The organism is Xanthomarina maritima, from assembly GCF_008084905.1.
GTDB classification, from domain to species: Bacteria; Bacteroidota; Bacteroidia; order Flavobacteriales; family Flavobacteriaceae; genus Xanthomarina; species Xanthomarina maritima.
This window is the reverse complement of record NZ_VSFC01000043.1, coordinates 89,335-109,651: the sequence shown is the minus strand read 5'-3', so window position 1 is coordinate 109,651 and position 20,317 is coordinate 89,335. Positions and strand designations below refer to the sequence as shown.

The following is a 20,317-nucleotide window of genomic DNA, read 5'->3' as shown; positions in this document are numbered from 1 at the left end:
GTTGTCCTGTAGTCATTTTCATGTAAACAAAAATTGCTAAAGCTGCAAGGATTGGAAATAAACTTACGTGATCTCCATAAAATGGAATTTTAAATGGTAGATATGCTACTGCATCATAAGAAGATAAATCGTCTGCCCACAGGAAACTTTTTTGTCTTAAATCAAACGCAGTTGGAAAAAACATAAACAAGGCATAGAAAACTGGTAACTGGATTAATCCTGGTAAACAACCACTTAAAGGGCTTGCTCCTGCTTTGTTTTGAAGCGCCATAGTTTCTTGTTGCGCTTTCATTTTATTGTCTTTATATTTTTCTCTAATAGCATCCAACTCTGGCTTCAATACTTTTAATTTTGCCTGAGATAAGAATTGCTTGTATTGTACAAAAGACATTAATAATTTAATAAGAATGGTCATAACTATAATAGCTATACCATAAGGTAAGAAGCCACTTAAAAATCCAAATAATGGAATAAATAAGGCTTTGTTAATCCATCCAAAAATTCCCCATCCAAATGGAATACTCTCATCTAAATTATTATCGTATTTCTTTAAAATCTTACTATCTGTAGGACCAAAATAAAACTGTAATGATTGATTGATTTCTCCTGCTTGAAATGCTAGTGGAAGTTTTGTGTTAAACTGTTTTGTAAAAACCGTATCTATATCTTCGTTTGCAACTAAATCTTTAGAAGAAATTTTAACATTTTTTAGAGGTTCTTTAGACACTAATATAGAGCTAAAGAAATGTTGTCTATAAGATAACCATTTGACATCTTGAATGGTTTCTTCGTCTTCTCCTGCCTGAGCTAATTTATCGACTTTTCCTTCATCGTATTGGTAGGTTAGTCTTGTATAACGGTTTTCGTAAGAAATACTTTGGTCGTGTCGATAGGTGTCTAATTTCCAATCTAAATTTACCTCTTGAGAACTATTTATAACATTATTTAAACCTTTAGATTGGATGGTAAAATCCATCATATAATCGTCTGGTTTTAACTCATAACGATACTCCAAATATTTGTCTGGAGATACTTTTAGTTTCATGGAAACTACTGTGCTTTCTCCATTCTTAGTTATGGTAGGTTGGAAATAAAGATCCTTCGTATTTAATATTCTACTATCGGTTGTACCAAAGTTAATATTGAAATCTGTATTGTTATTTTTAACTAAGTAAATTGGTACAGAATCAAAATCGACAAATTTCTTTAATTTAATTTCAGATAGAAAACCACCTTTATTGTTAAATTTTAGTAATAATACATTGTTTTCTACAACCGTTTCTTTGTTTGTAGCAGAAGGCAATGTAGATGAATATGCAAAAGCCCCTAATTTATTATTTAAAGCTGCTAATTGCGTAGAATCTGTAATTGATGATGCAGAAAAATCTTCAGCAGTTGTAACAGCTACATCATTTTCTTTAGATTCTTTTTTCTCTGCTTCAACTTGTTCTTGTTTTGCTTGTGCTTCAGCTGTTACTTCTTCTTCAGTTGGTTTGTTTGTGTACATCATGTACACTAGTATTCCAAAAATAAGTACAAATCCGATAATCGAATTTATGTCAATTTTCTTTTCTTCCATATTTAAATTTTCTCTTAAACTAAAGAGATTTATTGTGATTGTATTATATCTCTATATTAAATGAGACTCTTGGATAACTCAAAAAGCAATCCAATTTTATTTTTGTGCCATACTGGCACTCTTCGTATTTCTTTTATGTTTTAAAGCTGCTTTTACAAATGCTACAAATAAAGGATGTGGATTTGCCACTGTGCTTTTATATTCTGGATGATATTGTACACCAATAAACCATGGATGTTCTGGAATTTCTACTATCTCAACCAAACCAGTATCAAGATTTAGACCTGTAGCTTTCATTCCTGCAATTTCAATTTGTTCTTTATACTTATTATTAAACTCAAAACGATGTCTGTGTCTTTCTAGAATATTATTAGCTTTATAGATTTTCTGTGCTAAAGAATCCATTTTTAACTCGCAGGACCAAGCACCTAATCTCATGGTTCCACCTTTATCAGTAATGTTTTTTTGATTTTCCATTAAATCGATAACAGGATGACTTGTTTTTGCATCCATTTCTGTAGAGTTTGCTTCTTTTAAGTATAATACATTTCTAGCAAATTCTATAACTGCCATCTGCATTCCAAGACAAATGCCTAAAAACGGTATGTTATGTTCACGAACATATTTTACTGCGTCTATTTTACCTTCAATACCACGTTCTCCAAATCCAGGAGCTACCAAAACGCCATCTAAATGTGCAAGCTTCGCTTTTACATTATCTTCATTTAAATATTCTGAATGAATAGGCTCTACATTTACCTTTACTTCGTTTTCTGCACCAGCATGAATAAAAGCCTCTAAAATAGACTTATAAGAATCCTGCAATTCTACATACTTTCCAATTAATCCAATAGTTATTTCTGATGTTGGGTTTTTATGACGTTGTAAAAACTTATTCCATTGTGTTAAATCTGGAGTATGACTATTTAACGCCAGTTTTTTTAATACAACTTTATCTAAGCCTTGTTGTAGCATTAAATTAGGCACATCATAAATAGTTGAAGCATCGATTGATTGAATAACAGCCTCTTCACGAACATTACAGAATTTGGCTAGTTTACTTCTAAGCTCATCTGGTAATTCGTGTTCTGTTCTACACACTAATATATCTGCTACAACTCCAGATTCCATCAACGTTTTAATACTATGTTGGGTTGGTTTAGTTTTAAGTTCACCTGCAGCTGATAGATAAGGCACTAAAGTTAAATGAATTACTATGGCGTTGTTATCTCCTAAATCCCATTTTAACTGACGTACTGCTTCTACATAAGGCAAGGATTCAATATCACCAACAGTTCCACCTATTTCAGTAATAACTATATCATAATCACCAGAATTTCCTAAAATCTGAACACGTTCTTTAATTTCGTCTGTGATATGAGGAATCACCTGAACCGTTTTTCCTAAAAACTCTCCTCTACGTTCTTTTTCTATCACACTTTGATAAATACGACCTGTAGTTACGTTATTTGCTTGACTTGTAGGTACGTTTAAAAAACGCTCATAATGACCTAAATCTAAATCGGTCTCTGCACCATCATCTGTTACATAGCATTCGCCATGTTCGTAAGGATTTAAAGTTCCAGGATCTACATTAATATAAGGGTCTAATTTTTGAATGGTTGTTCTATAACCTTGTGCTTGAAGTAACTTTGCAAGAGAAGCTGCAATGATTCCTTTTCCTAAAGAAGAAGTTACACCTCCTGTTACAAATATGTATTTTGTTGTAGTTGTCATGTTGCGCTGTTAAACGCAGGCAAATTTACAAAATTAAACCAGTAATTAAGGTATTGTTTATAGTAATTTATTTGTCAATTATTTTATTTAAATAATTGCAGTTTTCAACTTATAAATATCTAATTTTGAAGGAAACTTATTCACTTAAAAATTAAAACTATTATTTATGAAATCTATTACAAATAATTGGACTTATTTAATTGTGTTTTTACTTATAGCACAAATTAGTTTTTCTCAAGACAAAGAGACTACTTTAGAAGACAAAGAAGTATGGGATCTTGTAGAAATGCAAGGAACCATAACAGACATTAACAAAGATACTCGTGAGGTTACAATCATTGGTTCAAAAGGAGAATTACATACTATTACTGCTGGAGAAGAAGTAAAACGCTTTGACGATATTGAAGTTGGAGATGTCATTACTTTTGATTTTTACAAATACATGAAGGCTGAATTTAGACAACCAACTGAAGAAGAACTAGAAAATCCTATTGTAGTTGTTACTGAAGGAGCTAAAGCTCCAGCAGACATGAAACCAGGAGCTGTTTTAGGTGCTATTGTTCAAGCTGTTGTAACTATTCAAGTTATAAATCTACCTTTTATGTATGTAAATATTCAAGGTCCTGAAGGGAGTTTTACAACCATTCATATGAAAGATAAAGAGTTAATTCAAAAGCTTCACGTAGGACAAGTAGTTATTTTAACTTATGCTGAAGCCATGGCTATAACATTAGAAAAAGTTGAATAAGCTTATCTTTTAAAATTTTAAAACGCCAATTTTATTTACTTAGGAAATTGGCGTTTTATATTTTTAATCAAATCTTCTAATCCGTTTAGCTTTAATTCGTAAACCGTTTGAAGCATCTCTCCTAATTTTCCTTTTGGGAACCCTTTGTTATGATACCAAACCACATAATATTCTGGTAAATCAATAAGGTCTCTGTTTTTATATTTACCAAATGGCATTTTGGTGTGTGCCAATTTTATTAGAAAATCTTTATCTGGTTGTATCAAAATTAATTTAAAGATTTATAGTTAGAATATTTAGATAATTGATCGTGTATGATTTTTTGCCATTTAGTTTGTGCTTCAATAATTCTAGAATTATCTGTTTCTGAATCATACAAATTCTGCATGTATTTAAGATCTTTTTGTATTTGAAGATGTAACAAATCTAGATTTTCAACTAAATTTTCTGTTACAAGTATAGATGTTATCTGTTGTCTAAATTTTCTAGAATGTAATTCTGTAATATCGAAATGTAGCTGTTCGTGAGACAATATATAAGCATTAGCTCTTTCTGGTTTGTACCATGATTTTTCAGGATAAAAAATGGTTTGAACTTGTGTCGTAAACCCTATAATTACATCATCTCTTTTCTTTATGGAATATTTAAAGGTAATTCCAGATGCTGTTATAGCTACGACATCTACATTAGGATCTGGTTTGTCTTTAAAGTTCTTCCAAGATAATTTAATAGAATCTTGCCAAATAATAATTTGCTCGTTGTTTTGAGAATATCCAAAGGTGCTAATAAATATAAAAAGACATGATATTTTAAACCACATAATAACAACAATAAGATTTAATTCTTAATAATAAACTGTGGTTATGTATATTTTAATTTACTTCAACAATTTTTAAATCTTGATATTTAACAAGATAAACCGTATCGTTATAGTAACCTCCTAAAAATTTCTTTTTATAGGCAAATTTATTTTCTACATAGGTTGTTAATGGCGTTTCTGTTACAGATGAATACAAATCTTCTGAGGTTGCCAAACGCAATACCACATCCATTGTTAAATCGAAACCACGAACAGCAATTTTATTGGGTGTTATTCCATATCGCTTTTCATAGGCTTTTACAAACGTATTTCCATCGTCTTCATTATAAGATTTTGAAATGGTTGGAAAATGAAATTCTAAATGAGATAAATGATAATTTGAAACCTCATCGTCTTCAAATGCATCGTTTTTATTTGTAGTTGCTAGTATTATATTTCTTTCCTTGCTTTTCATAGAATTTAATTTACTAGTTACATTAGAAATAAATCCTGGATTATCAGATTCTAAGAACACCAAATTCTTTCCTAATTTCAACTTACTAGAAATATCTTCGTCTAACAAATAAAAGGCATCTTTACCTTCTTTATTTTTTCTTGAAGTTACTAAAGAAGCAAAGTTGAACATTCGTTTTAATTCGTCGCTAACTTTTGTATGCTTTGAATCTGAAATTATAAGAATATGGTTTATAGTAGAATCATTTTTTACAAATTGTATCATCTTTTCATACAACAAATCTTCAGAAGGTCTAGATTGAAATACATTCTCTGATAGCTGTACATTTTTAGTAATTGGTGAAATTACAGGAATGTTATACTTTTGTAATTCTGAAGCAACTTTTTCTATATTATTAGGCATAAATGGCCCAATTACAGCATCTACATCATTAAATGAATTGGTGTTAAGAATCTGAGACACTTCACTTAATAAGTTTCTAGTATCATAAACATCTACTTTTAGTGAAATTCCTAATTTTTTAAGAGAATCTAACGCCATTAATGCTCCAGAATGAAAATCTAAAGACATGTTTAAATAAGGGTTTTTAACCAATTCTCTTTTAGAATCTTGAATTGAATCTGTATCCACTTTATTTAACTGAAATGGTAACATAACAACCAAATGCTTGGTATTATAGTCTTTAATTTGATTTGTTAAATTAGATTCCGTTCTTTCATCGGTTTGAATTATTTCATTTACTGAAGAACTAAAAGGGATTTTTAAAACCATTCCCTCTTTTAATCCAGATTCTTTTAGTTCTGGATTTAAAATTTCTAATTGGTCTTGTTCAACTCCTAATTTAATCTTTAACCTATAAAAACCTTCTTTTGGTAAAACTTGATAGTAAGAATATCTTTCGTCTATAGTTTTTTCTTCTGTTTCAGTAATATTTGGCACTAGAATAACTTCACCGTCTTTAAGTACCTCATTCATTCCAGGATTTAAAGTTTCCAACTCATCTACTGTAATTCCAAATTTATAAGCAATTCTCCATTTACCTTCTTTTGGTAAAACTGTATAACTTTTAGTTGTAGATTCTGGTTTAGAAACTGTCAATACTTTTTTATAAACTGGCACTTTTAAAACATCTCCTTTTCTTAAATTATTTGCATATAAAAAGGTGTTGTGTTTTTTAAGTTCGTCTTCTGTAATATCAAACTCTTTACATAAACTATATAAGGTTTCTTTACGTTTAACTTTATGCTCTTTAAATCCTATTAACTCTTTTTCTATAGCTGCTTGAGGAGCATTATTACTTACTTTAGATTTAGGAATTATTAATATCGAATTAGTTTTTAATCCTTTTTTAGCATCTGGATTTAATCCATAAATATCGTAAGGAGTCACTTGATATAATTTTGCAATGCTTTCTATAGATTCACCCTGCTTTACTTTATGTGTCTTGTAATTCTGTGCTTGAGTTGAAATACAACCAAGCATTAAAACAAGTGATAGAATGTATATTATTTTCTTCATATTATTAATTATACGTTCAAAATCGTTATAGAGATTATTTAAATTATATTCATAAATCTCCTACTTCAAAGGAATATTACTCCCACTCAATGGTTGCTGGTGGTTTTGAACTAATGTCGTACACTACTCTATTAACGCCTTTTACTTTATTTATTATATCGTTTGAAGTTTTTTGCAAAAACTCATAAGGCAAATTTACCCAATCTGCAGTCATGCCATCTGTACTTTCTACAGCTCTTAAAGCGACGCATTTTTCGTAAGTACGTTCGTCTCCCATAACACCCACACTATTAACAGGTAATAACATAGCTCCTGCTTGCCACACTTTATCGTACAAATTCCATTCTTTCAAGCCATTAATAAAAACAGCATCTACTTCCTGTAAAATTCTCACTTTCTCGGCAGTAATATCTCCTAAAATCCTGATAGCTAAACCTGGTCCAGGAAACGGATGACGACCTAATAAAGTTGCATCCATATCCATAGAAGCACCAACACGACGTACTTCATCTTTAAACAATGCTTTTAATGGTTCTACAATTTTAAGCTTCATATAATCTGGTAATCCACCAACATTATGATGACTTTTAATAGTGGCACTTGGTCCACCAGTTGCTGAAACACTTTCAATTACATCTGGATAAATGGTTCCTTGTGCTAACCATTTAACATTTTCTATTAAATGAGCTTCATCGTCAAACACTTCAATGAACACACGACCAATAGCTTTTCTTTTTAACTCTGGATCGCTCAATCCTGCAAGTGCATCCAAAAAGCGTGCCGAAGCATCCACTCCTTTAACATTCAGCCCCATACCTTTGTATTGTTCTAGGACATCTGTAAATTCATTTTTTCTCAACAAACCATTATTCACAAAAATGCAATATAGATTTTTGCCAATGGCTTTATGTAGTAGCATGGCAGCAACTGAGGAATCTACTCCACCAGAAAGACCAAGAACTACTTTATCGTTTCCTAAATTATTCTGTAAATCTTCAACAGTTTCTTCCACAAAAGATTGTGGTGTCCAGTCTTGTTCCACATTTGCAATATGAACTAAAAAATTCTCTAACAATTGTTTCCCATCTGTAGAATGATACACTTCAGGGTGAAATTGAATAGCATAAGTTTCTTCACCTTCAATTTTATAGGCTGCATTTTTCACATCATGCGTACTTGCCAATAAAACTCCGTTTGTAGGAAGATGCTTAATGGTATCGCTATGACTCATCCATACCTGAGATCCTTCATTTATATTTTTAAAGAAAGCTTCATTAGGTTTTATGAATGATAGTTTAGCTCGACCATATTCTCTGGTATTAGAAGGAGCCACTTCGCCTCCAGAAAAATGTGCCAAATATTGAGCTCCATAACAAACTGCCAAAACAGGTTTTACACCTCTGATTTTTGACAAATCAGGATGTAATGCATTTTCTCCCCTCACTGAAAAAGGACTTCCAGAAAGTATAACCGCTTTATAATCTTCTAGGTTTTTTGGAATTTTATTAAACGGATGAATCTCGCAATAAATATTGAGTTCTCTCACTCTTCGTGCAATAAGCTGTGTGTATTGCGAACCGAAATCTAAAATAAGTATGTTGTTGTGTTGCATGCGCAAAAATAGTAATTGATTTTTTAATTTTCAGTTTCGTAAACCTATTTTTAAAATTAATTCATTGACTCTAAAATCAATTGTATATCTTTTTCAGTGGTATCTGGATTGATAAAACAAAAACGAGAAACGGTTTCGTAAGTATCTCCATTTTTCCATTTGGTTGGTGTTACTAAGGCAAAGCCTTTATTATGATTTTCGTAAGTCCAATGTGTATAATCTTCTGGCTTCCATCCTAATCTTCTATAAAGCACACAAGATAAACTTGGTTCCCTTACCAATTCCACATTTGGGTTTTCTTCAATCATTCTACCAGCAATCTGAGCTAATTCAATACCACGTTCTACAGCTTCTTTATATTTATCTGTTCCGTGTGTTGCTAAAGAAAACCATAAAGGCAAACCACGAACACGACGTGTTAATTGAATTTGATAGTCAGTTGGATTAAAACCATGCGCACCTTCGTCTTTAAAAATATCCAGATAAGATCCTTGTTGTGAATGTGCATTTTTAGCCAACTCAGGATTTTTATAAATAACTGCTCCACAATCGTAAGGCGAGAACATCCATTTATGTGGATCAATGGTAATACTATCTGCTTTTTCTATTCCATTGAATAAATGTCTTACAGAATCGGCTGCCAAAGCTCCTCCTCCATAAGCTGCATCTACATGAAACCAAATATTCTCTTTTTCACATATTTCAGCAATACCTTCTAAATCATCAATAATTCCTGCATTAGTTGTTCCTCCAGTTGCAACAACGGCAAACAGACGTTTACGTTGGTGGAAGTTTAACTTATCAATAGTTTCACGAAGTGCTGTTCCTGTTAATTTTTCTTCAGAATCAACTAAAAGAATATCCACATCTGCTACTTTAGCCATTGCTTTAATAGAAGAATGAGCTCCAATTGAGGTAATGATTAGACCCTTTTCTCTTTTATAAGTTTCGTCTTCCCTCCAGTGTTCTCTAGCAGTAACAATGGCAGATAAGTTTGCTGCTGTTCCTCCACTAGTGAACACTCCAAAAGCACCTTCTGGCAATCCTGTTAATGAGACAATCCATGTCATGGCTTCATTTTCACAAAAAATACCTCCAGCTCCTTCCATCCAATAAGCACCATGAATACTTGAAGCTGATGTCACTAAATCGAACATCACAGCAGCACGTGTAGGAGAGGCTGGAACAAACGCCAAATTTCTAGGATGATCTACAGGCACATTGGCTTTAGCTAAATGTTCTTTCCATAAATTAAAAGCATATTCTCCTCCAACACCTTTTTCAGTTACAGTTTCTCCAACAAGTTCTTTAAGTTCTTCGTACTTTTTTGGTTTACCAATAGGATGCTCTGTTGCTGAAATTCTACCAATGGCATATTTCATGACATCTAAGGTCATTTCTATCAGGTCTATATCTATTTTATGCATGGATTTATTCTAAATTTAATATTAAAAACTCCTGTTTAAGAGGTTGCAAATTTAACATTAACTGCTGAATAAATTGGTCTCCATATTCTAAATAAAATTCAGAAAAATTAGCCTGACGTTCTTGAAGACTTTGATTTGGGAATAATTCGTTTTGTAATGAGACAACGCGATCTAAAATCTCTTTTAATTTTCTTTTTTGAGCTTTTAGCAATCTCTTTTCAAGATTCTCTAAACCCTTAATTTGCTTTTTCTCTTGTGCTGAAACTGCTCCTAAAAAGGATTTATCTGTTTTTTTAGCTAGAATATATAGATCTTCAAACTGTTTTTTTAAGAATGCTTTCTGATTAGAAAAATCAATATCAACTTCAGACAGTTTTCTTGTTAATTTTTCTATTAAATCGTCTTGGTTTAGAAACAAATCGGCAATGTTAAGATCTAAATTTTCAAGTTTCTTCTGTTGTTTTTTTGAAACTAATAGAGCAGAATTTCTAAGTAATAAGATAGGGAAAGGCACTTGTTGTGTTTCAAAATTAGATTTTAGCTGGAACCAATAAGCCAGTTCTCCACCACCACCAATATAACAGAGGTTTGGTAAAACCACTTCCTGATATAAAGGTCTTAAAATAACATTCGGACTAAACCGTTCTGGCACCTCGTCGAGGTGTTGTATTATCTCACTCTTGCTCCATACAATATCTGTTTTAAGAACTTTAAATACACCATCTTCATAAACAATACGTTCTCTTAGATTCTCTGTTATATAGAATAAATTAATTTCTCTTGGGTTGACTTGAATTTTATAGTTTTCAGGTAATTTGTTAATGTGTAGGTTTGTCTCTGAAACTTTTTTAAAGGACGTTTGATTAAGCAATTCATCTTTAACATAAGGAATAAATAAGCGTTTTAACTCAATATCGTTTCCATCTAATATGACCAAGCCTGTTTCAGAAAATAATTCGTTTACTAAATATCTGGTAGCTTCGGTTAGATTATCTTGTTTTGTATATGCTTCTTTGAATAACTTCTTTAATTCGTTTGCATATATACCAGTATTTAAATAAGATGCAAATACTTCTGCTATGTGCTGTAAACCTTCTAAATCTAACTCACCTACAGCTCCAGAAGCGTCTCTTTGCCATCGGATTTTTTTTCCTTCAAAATTGAAAAAATTAATTTCCTCAAAGTCATGATCTTCCGTAGCCATCCAATACACAGGCACAAAATTCTGTTTTGGATAAGCAGCTTTTAAGTCTTTACACAAATTGATGGTGGAAATAATTTTATAGAAAAAATACAAAGGTCCCGTAAATAAATTCAACTGATGACCTGTTGTAATGGTAAAGGTATTTTCATCTTTTAAAGCTTCTATATTTTGAAGCGTTTCAGATGACATATTAATGTCCTGATATTGATTTTTTAAACTAGAAACCAAAGTCGTTCGCGACTGTTCAGAGAAAGATTCTTTTTTTTCATCTAATTGCGCCTTAAAACTTTCAAGATTAGGAAATCTATGATAGAAAGGTTTTAAAGCTTCTTTTTCATCTAAATAATCGCAAATTAAACTTGAAAAATAGTTGGTGTCTTTAAACGGAATACAGTCTGTTGGCATAGTTACGCTTTGCAGTTTTAAAAAGTAAAGATACAGTTTCTAGTCTTAAAAATAACTTAAAATAAATGTGATTCATAGCTAAAAAGAATACTTATCTTTACCTAAAATTATAGATATGCTTGGTTTAAAATTAGCTACAGATCCTCGTTGGGTTGATATTGTAGAAACGAATATTGAAGAAATACTTACAGATCATGCTTGGTGTGAGCAAAAGGCCGCAACAAATGCCATAACCATCATTACTCATAATTCTGAATATGAAGATTTAGTAACTGACCTGCTTGAATTGGCAAAAGAAGAGTTGGAACATTTTCAAATGGTTCATGACATTATTAAAAAAAGAGGTTATAAACTAGGAAGAGAACGTAAAGACAGTTACGTCAACGAGCTATATAAGTTCATGAATAAAGGTGGTAATCGAGTACAATCTATGGTAGACAGACTCTTGTTTTCTGCAATGATTGAAGCCAGAAGTTGTGAACGTTTTAAACTTTTATCTCAAAAAATTAAAGATCCTGAACTTTCTAAATTCTATCATGATCTCATGATTAGTGAAGCTGGACACTATACTCTTTTTATAGGCTTTGCTAGAAAATATGGACAAGATGTGGATGTGGACAAGCGTTGGAAAGAACTCATTGACTTTGAAGGAGAAGTCATTCAGAGCTATGGGAAATCTGAAACAATTCATGGTTAACCAAACTATTTATTAAATAACAATCTTTTTTTATTGTTTTTCAATAAATTTTTATTGATATTTGTTTTAAATAATATTAAATGAATATCGATGAAAACAAATAACTTCATATTTATTGGTCTAAAAATTATTACTTGGATCATTTTTATTGGCTTATGTATTGAAGCAGGAGGCTTGATTGTCAATTTTATTTTCAGTTTGTTTAAACCTGAATTTGTTCCTAATTTATATCAAAAACTAGACTTAAACGACATACATGAGAGAAATACTTGGGTATTTTTCAGTATGTATAGTTTTGTATTATTCATTGCTATTTTAAAAGCATTGCTATTTTATGTCGTTATCGTCTTAATTACAAAAATCGACTTATCGAAACCATTCAACAGCTTTGTTTCGAAACAGATTTCAAAAATTAGTTACTACACCTTTTCAATTGGACTTATAAGTTATATTGCCAGACAAACTGCAAAAAATTTGGAACATCATGACTATGTGGTCGATAATTTAACCCCATTTTGGGCAGATAGTCAAGCATATATTATAATGGCAGCAGTAATTTATATTATTGCCATTATTTTTAAAAAAGGCATTGAATTACAATCCGAAAACGATTTAACTGTTTAAGCTATGGCAATAACTGTAAATTTAGACGTGATGATGGCCAAGCGAAAAATGTCGTTGAATGAACTCTCAGAAAAAGTAGGACTGACCTTAGCCAATTTATCCATTTTAAAAACCGGAAAAGCCAAAGCCATAAGATTTAGCACTTTGGAAGCTATTTGCGAAGCATTAGATTGTCAACCTGGAGATTTGTTGGTGAATGATTAAAACTAGTTTGTTTGAATATGTAGGATTAAAAAGTTAACTTCGTTAAGAATAGATAAATTATTAAATTTAATCTACGCAAAGTTTGAAATAATTATATTAAAATGAGTAAAGAAAAATTAAATAAACTAAAAGTTTAAAAAATGGAAAAAAAATGGATTTTCCTAATAGCCATACTTATTTTCTTGGTTTTCATTTTTCTTTTTTGGGCATTAACTAGTGGTTATGCTAAAAAAGAATCTGGTACAAAAATGTGGAAACATTGGTCAACTAGATTATCATATTGGCAAGCTGCTATATTATACAGCCTCGGATTTACAACTATCATATTGTTTCTATTAAAATGGGCAAATTTCTTGACTTATTAGAAATCAAATATTTTTAAATTAGTCAAATATTATAGATTTTCCCTCTCCAAATAAAACGGAAAGCAAGGAAAGACTTATACAGCTTAATCTATAACTGCAACTTCGCCATAAAGATCAAAGTCAGCTGCTTCTGTAATTTTTACGGTTGTAAATTCTCCGGTTTTTAAATAGGTTTTTGAAGCATCAATAAGCACTTCGTTATCGACATCTGGAGAATCGAATTCGGTACGTCCTATAAAATATTCGCCTTCTTTTCTATCGATAACCACCTTGAAAGTTTGTCCAATTTTAGCTTGGTTTAGTTCCCATGAAATTTGCGACTGGACTTCCATTATCTGATTGGCACGATCTTGCTTAACATCTTCAGGCACATCGTCTTCCAGATTATAAGCATGCGTATTTTCTTCATGAGAATAGGTAAAACAACCTAAGCGTTCAAAACGCATATCTGTAACCCATTGTTTTAATTCCTGGAAATCTGCTTCAGTTTCTCCTGGATAGCCAACAATTAAAGTGGTACGAATTGTCATTTTCGGAACTTCCTTTCTAAATTCCTTAAGCAGTTTCGTGGTTTTTTCTTTGGTAGTACCACGACGCATACTTTTTAAAATGTGGTCTGAAATATGTTGCAAAGGTATATCTAAATAATTACAAATTTTAGGCTCACGATTCATCACCTCTAAGACATTCATTGGAAATCCAGTTGGAAAAGCATAATGCAAACGAATCCATTCAATACCTTCAACTTTTACAAGCGCTTCAAGCAATTCGGCAAGATTTCTTTTTTTGTATAAATCGAGTCCGTAATAGGTTAGGTCCTGGGCAATAAGAATTAATTCCTTTACTCCGTTAGCAGCCAACTTTTCAGCTTCAATAACTATCTCTTCAATTGGTGTTGATCTGTGTTTACCACGCATAATTGGTATGGCGCAAAAACTACAAGGTCTGTCGCAACCTTCAGCAATTTTTAAATAAGCATAATTTTTTGGAGTGGTCGTTAAACGTTCTCCAATTAATTCGTGTTTATAATCTGCTCCTAATGCTTTTAATAATCCGGGTAATTCTGTGGTTCCAAAATACTGGTCCACATTCGGAATTTCCTTTTGTAAATCTGGCTTGTAACGCTCACTTAAACAACCAGTAACAAACACTTTATCAACTTCGCCATCTTCCTTTTTCTGCATAAATTCGAGAATGGTATTGACACTCTCTTCTTTAGCATTATTAATAAAGCCACAAGTATTGATGACCACAATATTACCTTCTTCCTCATGTACAACCTCTTTACCACTGGCTTTAAGTTGCCCCATTAACACTTCGCTATCGTATACATTTTTACTACAACCAAGAGTTACTACATTGATTTTGTTCTTCTTAAGTGACTTTGTTCTCATCTTATTATTTTGGACTGCAAATATAAGCTTCTTTTTAGAGTAAATAACAGGAATTATTTTTTATAGCATAAGTTTTTATAAAGCCAAATAAATTCTATATTCGCGAGCGATAATTCTTATAAAATCCACTATGAAAAAAATAATCTTACTCTTTTCTGTTACCTTATTTGTTTTTAGTTGTTCAAGTGATGATTCAAACGATTCAGACGATACAATTACATGCAATTCTCCAACTAATATTTCAACAAATTCAATAACAGAAGATTCTGCTACAATAAATTGGACATCAGCAAATGATTCTAACACATTTCAAATTGAATATGGAACTACTGGTTTTACTCAAGGTCAAGGTCAAACTATAACATCTTCTAATTCTAATAGTATATTGACTAATCTTAATTCTGACACATCATATCAGTATTATATAAGAGCTAATTGTGCCAATAACAGTTATAGTTCTTGGGTTGGGCCTCAAAATTTTACAACCTCGGCAATTAATTGCCCAGAAGCGCAAAGTTTAAATACATATAACATTACAGAAACTTCAGCAAATATTGAATGGTCTTATATTGGAACTGTAACTCCTACATCATGGAAAATAGAATATGGCATTATTGGTTTTACCCTAGGTCAAGGAACAATAATAACAACTTCTAATCAAGGCTATGATTTAACTGGATTAACACCATCTACTCAATATGATTTTTATATAACAGCGCAATGTAGCGACACTAATTTTGGAGACACTGTAGGTCCTTCAACTTTTATAACAGAGGCAGCTTGCCAACAACCAACCTTGCTTAATCTGAATAGTGTTGAAGTCTGTAGTATTTCGTTTGATTGGTATACAAATGGTGAAACTTCTTTTGAAATAGAATATGGGGAATCTGGTTTTACTTTAGGTACAGGTAATACTATTAACACATCTAACAGCTATTATGAAATAGATACTAATCTAGATCAAGGCACTACTTATGAAATATATGTAAGAGCAAATTGTGGTTCTGATGGTTATAGTGAGTATTCTGATGCCCTTGTCGTTACAACAGACTCAAATGATTTAACTGGCATGTATGATGTAACTGTTACTAGAGACGACGGAGCTACTTATTCTCATGGATTAGAAACCATTATTTTAGTTTCTCCTAATTATTATAAGACAGAGACAACTGGACTATGGGCTATTGGTGCGGTAGCTCCAGATCAAGGTTTTAATTTTGCTAATAGTTGTAATGAGATAATTATTCCTAATCAGCAATTATGTCAAGGTTACTATGCTAATAATGTATTCGGTACTCAAAATGGCGAAGTCTTACCTAATGGTGATTTATACATGGAATATATGATAGAATTTGATTCTGGAGATAGAATCTTTCAAGCTTTTTATGAAAAACAATAATTTTATATATAAATACTATTTATAAAAAAAATGGGCTTAAAAGCCCATTTTTTTTATCTTATTTTATATTTTTTTCTATTTAAAAAACGAATCTACAAATTCGTATTTATTAAATACTTGAAGATCTTCAATACCTTCTCCTACTCCAATATATTTAACAGGAATTTGAAACTGATCTGAAATACCAATTACTACACCACCTTTTGCTGTTCCATCTAATTTGGTTACTGCAAGTGAGGTTACTTCTGTTGCTGCTGTAAATTGTTTGGCTTGTTCAAACGCATTTTGTCCTGTAGAACCATCCAATACTAATAATACATCGTGAGGTGCATCTCCTATAACTTTCTGCATGACACGCTTTACTTTAGTAAGCTCGTTCATTAAATTTACTTTGTTATGTAAACGACCAGCAGTATCTATAATTATAACATCAGCATTTTGATTGACTCCAGATTGCAATGCATCGAAAGCAACAGAAGCCGGATCGCTTCCCATATCTTGTCTTACCATAGGAACATCTACACGGTCTGCCCAGACTTGTAATTGATCTATAGCAGCAGCTCTAAACGTATCTGCAGCACCAAGTACTACATTTAGTCCTTGTTTTTTAAATTGATAGGCTAATTTACCTATAGTGGTTGTTTTTCCAACACCATTTACTCCAACAACCATTAACACATAAGGTTTCTTATCTTTTGGAATAGTGTATTCTGTTTCTTCGCCAGAATTGGTTTCACTTAGTAAACCAGCAATTTCTTCACGAAGAATTTTATTTAACTCGTCAGTTCCTAAATATTTATCTTGTTCTACTCGAGCTTCAATTCTTTTAATAATTTTAAGGGTTGTATTTACACCAACATCACTAGTTACCAGAATTTCTTCTAGATTATCAAGAACCTCATCATCTACTTTAGATTTTCCAGCAACAGCTTTGCTTAACTTGTTAAAGAAATTGGTTTTAGACTTTTCTAACCCTTTGTCTAATGTTTCTTTTTTTTCTGAAGAAAATATTTTTTTAAAAAAACTCATTTTATGTCAATCAATTATATTTCTTAAACACTTGTCTAGTTTATATATAGTAGCTAAACATTTGTCCTTTTTACTTCTGTAAATATAAAATAAAAGCTGCTTTCTAAAATAGAAAGCAGCTTAAAATATTGTAATGCAAGTACCGATTATTGTTTAGATAACCAATCGTTTACTTGTTCTGGTGACATAATTGATTCAACAAACATGTAAGCTCCTGTTTTAGGAGATTTCACCATTTTAATAGCTTTTGTTAATCTTTTAGATCCTGTTTGTAACGATGCAACTGATTTCTTTGCCATGTCTTATGTTTTTAAAACTTTATATAAAAAGTTATTATTTAATCTCTTTATGAACAGTCATTCTCTTTAAGATAGGATTGAATTTTTTAATTTCCATTCTATCAGGAGTATTCTTTTTATTCTTAGTTGTAATATATCTAGAAGTTCCTGGTTGTCCAGACTCTTTATGCTCTGTGCATTCTAATATTACTTGTATTCTGTTACCTTTCTTTGCCATTTTCTTAACTTTTAATTGCCGCTATTATTTATAAAACCCTTTAGATTTAGCTTCTTTAATTGCAGCAGCAATTCCAATTCTATTGATTGTCTTTAATGCAGCAGTAGAAACTTTTAAAGTTACCCACTTATCTTCTTCTGGAAGATAAAAACGTTTTTTAATAAGATTTGCATCAAATTTACGTTTTGTTTTATTCATTGCGTGAGATACGTTGTTTCCAACCATCGCTTTCTTACCAGTAAGTTCACAAACTCTTGACATTTCTTCTAACTTTAATGTTGTTATTTGATCTGTTTATTAAAAATCTATTATGGATGTTTTTAAACAGGCTGCAAATTTAGTAAAACTTTACAATATCAACAAACTAAAATTGTTACTTTTTTAAAATTTCTTTTTGAAGCATTTCAAAAGCCTTATTTACAGCTTTTCTTATCACTTTAGTTCTATGATTTCCAAAGTTAAATTCTTCAGAAAAAACAACGTCTTTTGTAGCAATAGCTATAAATACAGTTCCAACCTCAGCATTTGAATCTCCTTTTTCTGGCCCTGCATTTCCTGTAGTTGCAATGGCATAATCTGTTTTAAAAAGTTTTAAAACATTTTTAGCCATAGCTTCTGCCACTTGAAAACTAACTACTGAATGTTTATTAATGAGTTCTTCTGAAACTTTTAAAACATCTATTTTTGCTTCGGTAGCATAACTTACTACAGAACCTTTAAAATATTTTGATGCTCCTGGGATTTTGGTAAATGATTCTGCTATTTTACCTCCAGTACAACTTTCGGCAGTGGCTACAGTTTTTCCTAAATGTGTGAGTTGATTCCCTAAAATAGCTTCAATAGAATCGTCTGCTTCTAAACCAACAAATATATCTTTGATTAATGGTAAAAGTTTCTCGACCTGATTATTCATTTCAGTTTCAACTTTTGACTTATCCATATTTTTAGCAGACAAACGTAAACGTACTCTACCTAATCCAGGTAAATAAGCCAGTTTCATAAAACTTGGTAAGTTGTCTTCCCATTCTTCAATTCTTTCTGCCAAAGTACTTTCTCCTAAACCATAGGTTAAAATTGTGGTGTGTTTTATATATGGAAACTTATAAGTATCTCGAAGTTTTGGAATCACTAAATTATCCATTAAGGCTTTCATCTCGAAAGGCACACCTGGAAGAGAAATAAACACTTTCCCGTTTTGTTCCATCCACATGCCTGGAGCACTCCCGTTCACATTCATTAGCACTTGTGCTTTAGTAGGCACCAAAGCTTGATCTATATTTACTTGAGCTAATGGTTGCTTAATATATGTATCCCAAATATGTTGAATGTTTTTTAAAACAGCATCGCTTTGAATTAAGGTATCGTTAAAATATTCTGTGATAGTTTTTTTGGTAATGTCGTCTTTTGTTGGCCCTAAACCTCCAGTAATGATAATGATGTCAGCATTTTCTTCTGCTTCTTTTAAAGCTTTTAAGATATGGCTTTTTTCGTCTTGTATAGAAGTAATTTGATATACTGATACTCCAATATTATTTAAAGCTTTACTGATATAAGTTGAATTGGTATCTACAACCTGACCAATAAGAATTTCATCACCAATAGTTATAATTTCTGCTTGCATTACAGATTAAAGTCTACTTTTATTTCTTCAGTAGCGTTATTTACAGCAGCTAAGACTATTTCTAATTTCTCTGAAATATCTACTCCTGTTTTTTCGAATTTTCCCCAATCTTGAACTTCAATTAGATCTTGAAGTACTCCAAGTTCAAACAAATCGATTGTTGGTTTCATTTTATGAGCAGCCTGATAGGCATTGTAATAATCATTTTCTGCAACTGCTTTTTCTAAACGCTCTGCATCTTCAGGCACTTCTTCTAAAAATGCAGCAGCTAGAGTAGCAACAAATTCTTCGTCGTTATCTGCTAATTCTCTAACTCTAAATAATTTATAATGTTGTTCCATTTATTTTACTGTTATTGCAAACATTTGTTTGTTTTCTATAAATCCCACTAATTTATCATCTGCATTTACTCTTCCAACTCCAGCAGGAGTTCCTGTAAAGATAATATCTCCAATCTTTAAAGTAAAATATTTTGAGATATATTCTATCAATTCATCTATTCTCCAAAGCATGTGACTGGTATTTCCTGTTTGTACCACTTCTCCATTTTTTTCTAAAGAAAAAGTTAGATTATTCACATTTTCAATATTTGTTTTAGGCATCCAGTTTCCTATTACTGCTGCTCCATCAAAAGCTTTAGCTTTTTCCCAAGGCAAGCCTTTTTCTTTAAGTTTTGCTTGTAGATCTCTAGCTGTAAAATCAATTCCTAAACCAATTTCATCATAATATTTATGAGCAAATTTTTCAGCTATATGCTTTCCTACTTTATTTATTTTTACCAAAATTTCTACTTCATGATGCACATCGTTAGAGAAATCTGGAATAAAAAATGGCTGCTTTTTTAATAAAATAGCCGTATCTGGTTTTAAAAATACGACTGGATCTGTTGGTTTTTCGTTTGCCAACTCTTTAATGTGTTCTGTATAATTTCTTCCGATGCAAATTAATTTCATTTTTCTGTCAT

22 protein-coding genes are annotated in these 20,317 nt (G+C 31.5%); 6 read left to right on the top strand and 16 right to left on the bottom strand.

What is annotated here, in order from left to right; genetic code table 11:
* Both yidC and FVF61_RS08660 read right to left on the bottom strand, forming a co-directional pair.
* Window positions 1-1,579: membrane protein insertase YidC (gene yidC / locus FVF61_RS08665; RefSeq protein WP_148455359.1), on the bottom strand; the 1,579-nt coding region annotated here is incomplete at its 3' end.
* A gap of 96 nt (window positions 1,580-1,675) precedes the next feature.
* Window positions 1,676-3,316 carry a CTP synthase gene (locus FVF61_RS08660; RefSeq protein ID WP_148455357.1) on the bottom strand — a complete coding sequence of 547 codons (1,641 nt, stop codon included), beginning with the start codon at window positions 3,314-3,316 and terminating at the stop codon, window positions 1,676-1,678.
* 166 nt (window positions 3,317-3,482) lie between these two features.
* Here FVF61_RS08660 and FVF61_RS08655 point away from each other — a divergent pair, with 166 nt between their 5' ends.
* Entirely contained in the window at window positions 3,483-4,064 is a 582-nt protein-coding gene (locus FVF61_RS08655) for a hypothetical protein (RefSeq protein WP_148455355.1), read from the top strand.
* A gap of 35 nt (window positions 4,065-4,099) precedes the next feature.
* On the opposite strand, the gene FVF61_RS08650 is transcribed toward FVF61_RS08655, so the two are convergent.
* The 6 genes from FVF61_RS08650 to bshC all read right to left on the bottom strand — a co-directional run bounded on the left by FVF61_RS08650 (window position 4,100) and on the right by bshC (window position 11,504).
* On the bottom strand, window positions 4,100-4,330 hold the full coding sequence (locus tag FVF61_RS08650) for a DUF3820 family protein (protein WP_394348922.1): 231 nt from the start codon (window positions 4,328-4,330) through the stop codon (window positions 4,100-4,102).
* 2 nt (window positions 4,331-4,332) lie between these two features.
* Complete coding sequence (locus tag FVF61_RS08645; RefSeq protein ID WP_148455353.1) at window positions 4,333-4,884, bottom strand: hypothetical protein; 552 nt, start codon at window positions 4,882-4,884, stop codon at window positions 4,333-4,335.
* A 52-nt stretch (window positions 4,885-4,936) separates the two neighbouring features.
* Window positions 4,937-6,856 carry a PBP1 and LysM peptidoglycan-binding domain-containing protein gene (locus FVF61_RS08640; RefSeq protein WP_148455351.1) on the bottom strand — a complete coding sequence of 640 codons (1,920 nt, stop codon included), beginning with the start codon at window positions 6,854-6,856 and terminating at the stop codon, window positions 4,937-4,939.
* 76 nt (window positions 6,857-6,932) lie between these two features.
* A complete protein-coding gene (guaA, locus tag FVF61_RS08635; RefSeq protein ID WP_148455349.1) occupies window positions 6,933-8,468 on the bottom strand; it encodes a glutamine-hydrolyzing GMP synthase in 1,536 nt (511 codons plus the stop codon).
* Between the two features lie 56 nt (window positions 8,469-8,524).
* Entirely contained in the window at window positions 8,525-9,895 is a 1,371-nt protein-coding gene (locus tag FVF61_RS08630; RefSeq protein WP_148455347.1) for a pyridoxal phosphate-dependent decarboxylase family protein, read from the bottom strand.
* Between the two features lie 4 nt (window positions 9,896-9,899).
* Window positions 9,900-11,504 carry a bacillithiol biosynthesis cysteine-adding enzyme BshC gene (gene bshC, locus FVF61_RS08625; RefSeq protein ID WP_148455345.1) on the bottom strand — a complete coding sequence of 535 codons (1,605 nt, stop codon included), beginning with the start codon at window positions 11,502-11,504 and terminating at the stop codon, window positions 9,900-9,902.
* 115 nt (window positions 11,505-11,619) lie between these two features.
* On the opposite strand from bshC, the gene miaE reads away from it, so the two are divergent.
* The 4 genes from miaE to FVF61_RS08605 all read left to right on the top strand — a co-directional run bounded on the left by miaE (window position 11,620) and on the right by FVF61_RS08605 (window position 13,394).
* The gene (gene miaE / locus FVF61_RS08620) at window positions 11,620-12,201 is read left to right on the top strand and encodes a tRNA-(ms[2]io[6]A)-hydroxylase (protein ID WP_148455343.1); all 582 of its coding nucleotides are present in this window, start codon (window positions 11,620-11,622) and stop codon (window positions 12,199-12,201) included.
* Between the two features lie 90 nt (window positions 12,202-12,291).
* The gene (locus FVF61_RS08615; RefSeq protein ID WP_148455342.1) at window positions 12,292-12,825 is read left to right on the top strand and encodes a DUF2975 domain-containing protein; all 534 of its coding nucleotides are present in this window, start codon (window positions 12,292-12,294) and stop codon (window positions 12,823-12,825) included.
* 3 nt (window positions 12,826-12,828) lie between these two features.
* A complete protein-coding gene (locus FVF61_RS08610) occupies window positions 12,829-13,029 on the top strand; it encodes a helix-turn-helix domain-containing protein (RefSeq protein WP_148455340.1) in 201 nt (66 codons plus the stop codon).
* A gap of 140 nt (window positions 13,030-13,169) precedes the next feature.
* Window positions 13,170-13,394, top strand: coding sequence for a hypothetical protein (locus FVF61_RS08605; protein WP_148455338.1), 225 nt, complete (start codon window positions 13,170-13,172; stop codon window positions 13,392-13,394).
* An 83-nt stretch (window positions 13,395-13,477) separates the two neighbouring features.
* On the opposite strand, the gene rimO is transcribed toward FVF61_RS08605, so the two are convergent.
* On the bottom strand, window positions 13,478-14,788 hold the full coding sequence (rimO, locus tag FVF61_RS08600; RefSeq protein ID WP_148455336.1) for a 30S ribosomal protein S12 methylthiotransferase RimO: 1,311 nt from the start codon (window positions 14,786-14,788) through the stop codon (window positions 13,478-13,480).
* 130 nt (window positions 14,789-14,918) lie between these two features.
* On the opposite strand from rimO, the gene FVF61_RS08595 reads away from it, so the two are divergent.
* Window positions 14,919-16,187, top strand: a complete 1,269-nt coding sequence (locus FVF61_RS08595) for a fibronectin type III domain-containing protein (protein ID WP_148455334.1) — start codon at window positions 14,919-14,921, stop codon at window positions 16,185-16,187.
* Between the two features lie 75 nt (window positions 16,188-16,262).
* On the opposite strand, the gene ftsY is transcribed toward FVF61_RS08595, so the two are convergent.
* From ftsY to FVF61_RS08560, 7 genes are all read right to left on the bottom strand, one after another.
* Window positions 16,263-17,216, bottom strand: a complete 954-nt coding sequence (ftsY, locus tag FVF61_RS08590) for a signal recognition particle-docking protein FtsY (protein WP_148455332.1) — start codon at window positions 17,214-17,216, stop codon at window positions 16,263-16,265.
* Between the two features lie 146 nt (window positions 17,217-17,362).
* Window positions 17,363-17,515 carry a DUF4295 domain-containing protein gene (locus FVF61_RS08585; RefSeq protein ID WP_148455330.1) on the bottom strand — a complete coding sequence of 51 codons (153 nt, stop codon included), beginning with the start codon at window positions 17,513-17,515 and terminating at the stop codon, window positions 17,363-17,365.
* Window positions 17,516-17,549: 34 nt separating this feature from the next.
* Window positions 17,550-17,732, bottom strand: a complete 183-nt coding sequence (gene rpmG, locus FVF61_RS08580) for a 50S ribosomal protein L33 (protein WP_007648529.1) — start codon at window positions 17,730-17,732, stop codon at window positions 17,550-17,552.
* Window positions 17,733-17,756: 24 nt separating this feature from the next.
* A complete protein-coding gene (gene rpmB / locus FVF61_RS08575) occupies window positions 17,757-17,993 on the bottom strand; it encodes a 50S ribosomal protein L28 (protein ID WP_148455328.1) in 237 nt (78 codons plus the stop codon).
* A gap of 112 nt (window positions 17,994-18,105) precedes the next feature.
* Entirely contained in the window at window positions 18,106-19,353 is a 1,248-nt protein-coding gene (locus tag FVF61_RS08570; protein WP_148455326.1) for a competence/damage-inducible protein A, read from the bottom strand.
* Window positions 19,353-19,694 (bottom strand): Hpt domain-containing protein, encoded by a 342-nt coding sequence (locus tag FVF61_RS08565; protein ID WP_148455324.1) that lies wholly within the window; start codon window positions 19,692-19,694, stop codon window positions 19,353-19,355. Before FVF61_RS08565 ends, FVF61_RS08570 begins: the two co-directional genes overlap by 1 nt.
* A complete protein-coding gene (locus FVF61_RS08560; RefSeq protein ID WP_148455322.1) occupies window positions 19,695-20,306 on the bottom strand; it encodes a fumarylacetoacetate hydrolase family protein in 612 nt (203 codons plus the stop codon).
* Window positions 20,307-20,317: the final 11 nt, after the last annotated feature.

Coding starts and splice junctions, on each gene's coding strand:
- FVF61_RS08615 (WP_148455342.1), top strand. CDS start 12,292: ATGAAAACAAATAACTTCATATTTATTGGTCTAAAAATTATTACTTGG.
- FVF61_RS08630 (WP_148455347.1), bottom strand. CDS start 9,895: ATGCATAAAATAGATATAGACCTGATAGAAATGACCTTAGATGTCATG.
- FVF61_RS08570 (WP_148455326.1), bottom strand. CDS start 19,353: ATGCAAGCAGAAATTATAACTATTGGTGATGAAATTCTTATTGGTCAG.
- FVF61_RS08560 (WP_148455322.1), bottom strand. CDS start 20,306: ATGAAATTAATTTGCATCGGAAGAAATTATACAGAACACATTAAAGAG.
- FVF61_RS08610 (WP_148455340.1), top strand. CDS start 12,829: ATGGCAATAACTGTAAATTTAGACGTGATGATGGCCAAGCGAAAAATG.
- FVF61_RS08660 (WP_148455357.1), bottom strand. CDS start 3,316: ATGACAACTACAACAAAATACATATTTGTAACAGGAGGTGTAACTTCT.
- guaA (WP_148455349.1), bottom strand. CDS start 8,468: ATGCAACACAACAACATACTTATTTTAGATTTCGGTTCGCAATACACA.
- FVF61_RS08645 (WP_148455353.1), bottom strand. CDS start 4,884: ATGTGGTTTAAAATATCATGTCTTTTTATATTTATTAGCACCTTTGGA.
- FVF61_RS08655 (WP_148455355.1), top strand. CDS start 3,483: ATGAAATCTATTACAAATAATTGGACTTATTTAATTGTGTTTTTACTT.
- FVF61_RS08585 (WP_148455330.1), bottom strand. CDS start 17,515: ATGGCAAAGAAATCAGTTGCATCGTTACAAACAGGATCTAAAAGATTA.
- FVF61_RS08640 (WP_148455351.1), bottom strand. CDS start 6,856: ATGAAGAAAATAATATACATTCTATCACTTGTTTTAATGCTTGGTTGT.
- ftsY (WP_148455332.1), bottom strand. CDS start 17,216: ATGAGTTTTTTTAAAAAAATATTTTCTTCAGAAAAAAAAGAAACATTA.
- rpmG (WP_007648529.1), bottom strand. CDS start 17,732: ATGGCAAAGAAAGGTAACAGAATACAAGTAATATTAGAATGCACAGAG.
- rpmB (WP_148455328.1), bottom strand. CDS start 17,993: ATGTCAAGAGTTTGTGAACTTACTGGTAAGAAAGCGATGGTTGGAAAC.
- rimO (WP_148455336.1), bottom strand. CDS start 14,788: ATGAGAACAAAGTCACTTAAGAAGAACAAAATCAATGTAGTAACTCTT.
- miaE (WP_148455343.1), top strand. CDS start 11,620: ATGCTTGGTTTAAAATTAGCTACAGATCCTCGTTGGGTTGATATTGTA.
- bshC (WP_148455345.1), bottom strand. CDS start 11,504: ATGCCAACAGACTGTATTCCGTTTAAAGACACCAACTATTTTTCAAGT.
- FVF61_RS08605 (WP_148455338.1), top strand. CDS start 13,170: ATGGAAAAAAAATGGATTTTCCTAATAGCCATACTTATTTTCTTGGTT.
- FVF61_RS08565 (WP_148455324.1), bottom strand. CDS start 19,694: ATGGAACAACATTATAAATTATTTAGAGTTAGAGAATTAGCAGATAAC.
- FVF61_RS08595 (WP_148455334.1), top strand. CDS start 14,919: ATGAAAAAAATAATCTTACTCTTTTCTGTTACCTTATTTGTTTTTAGT.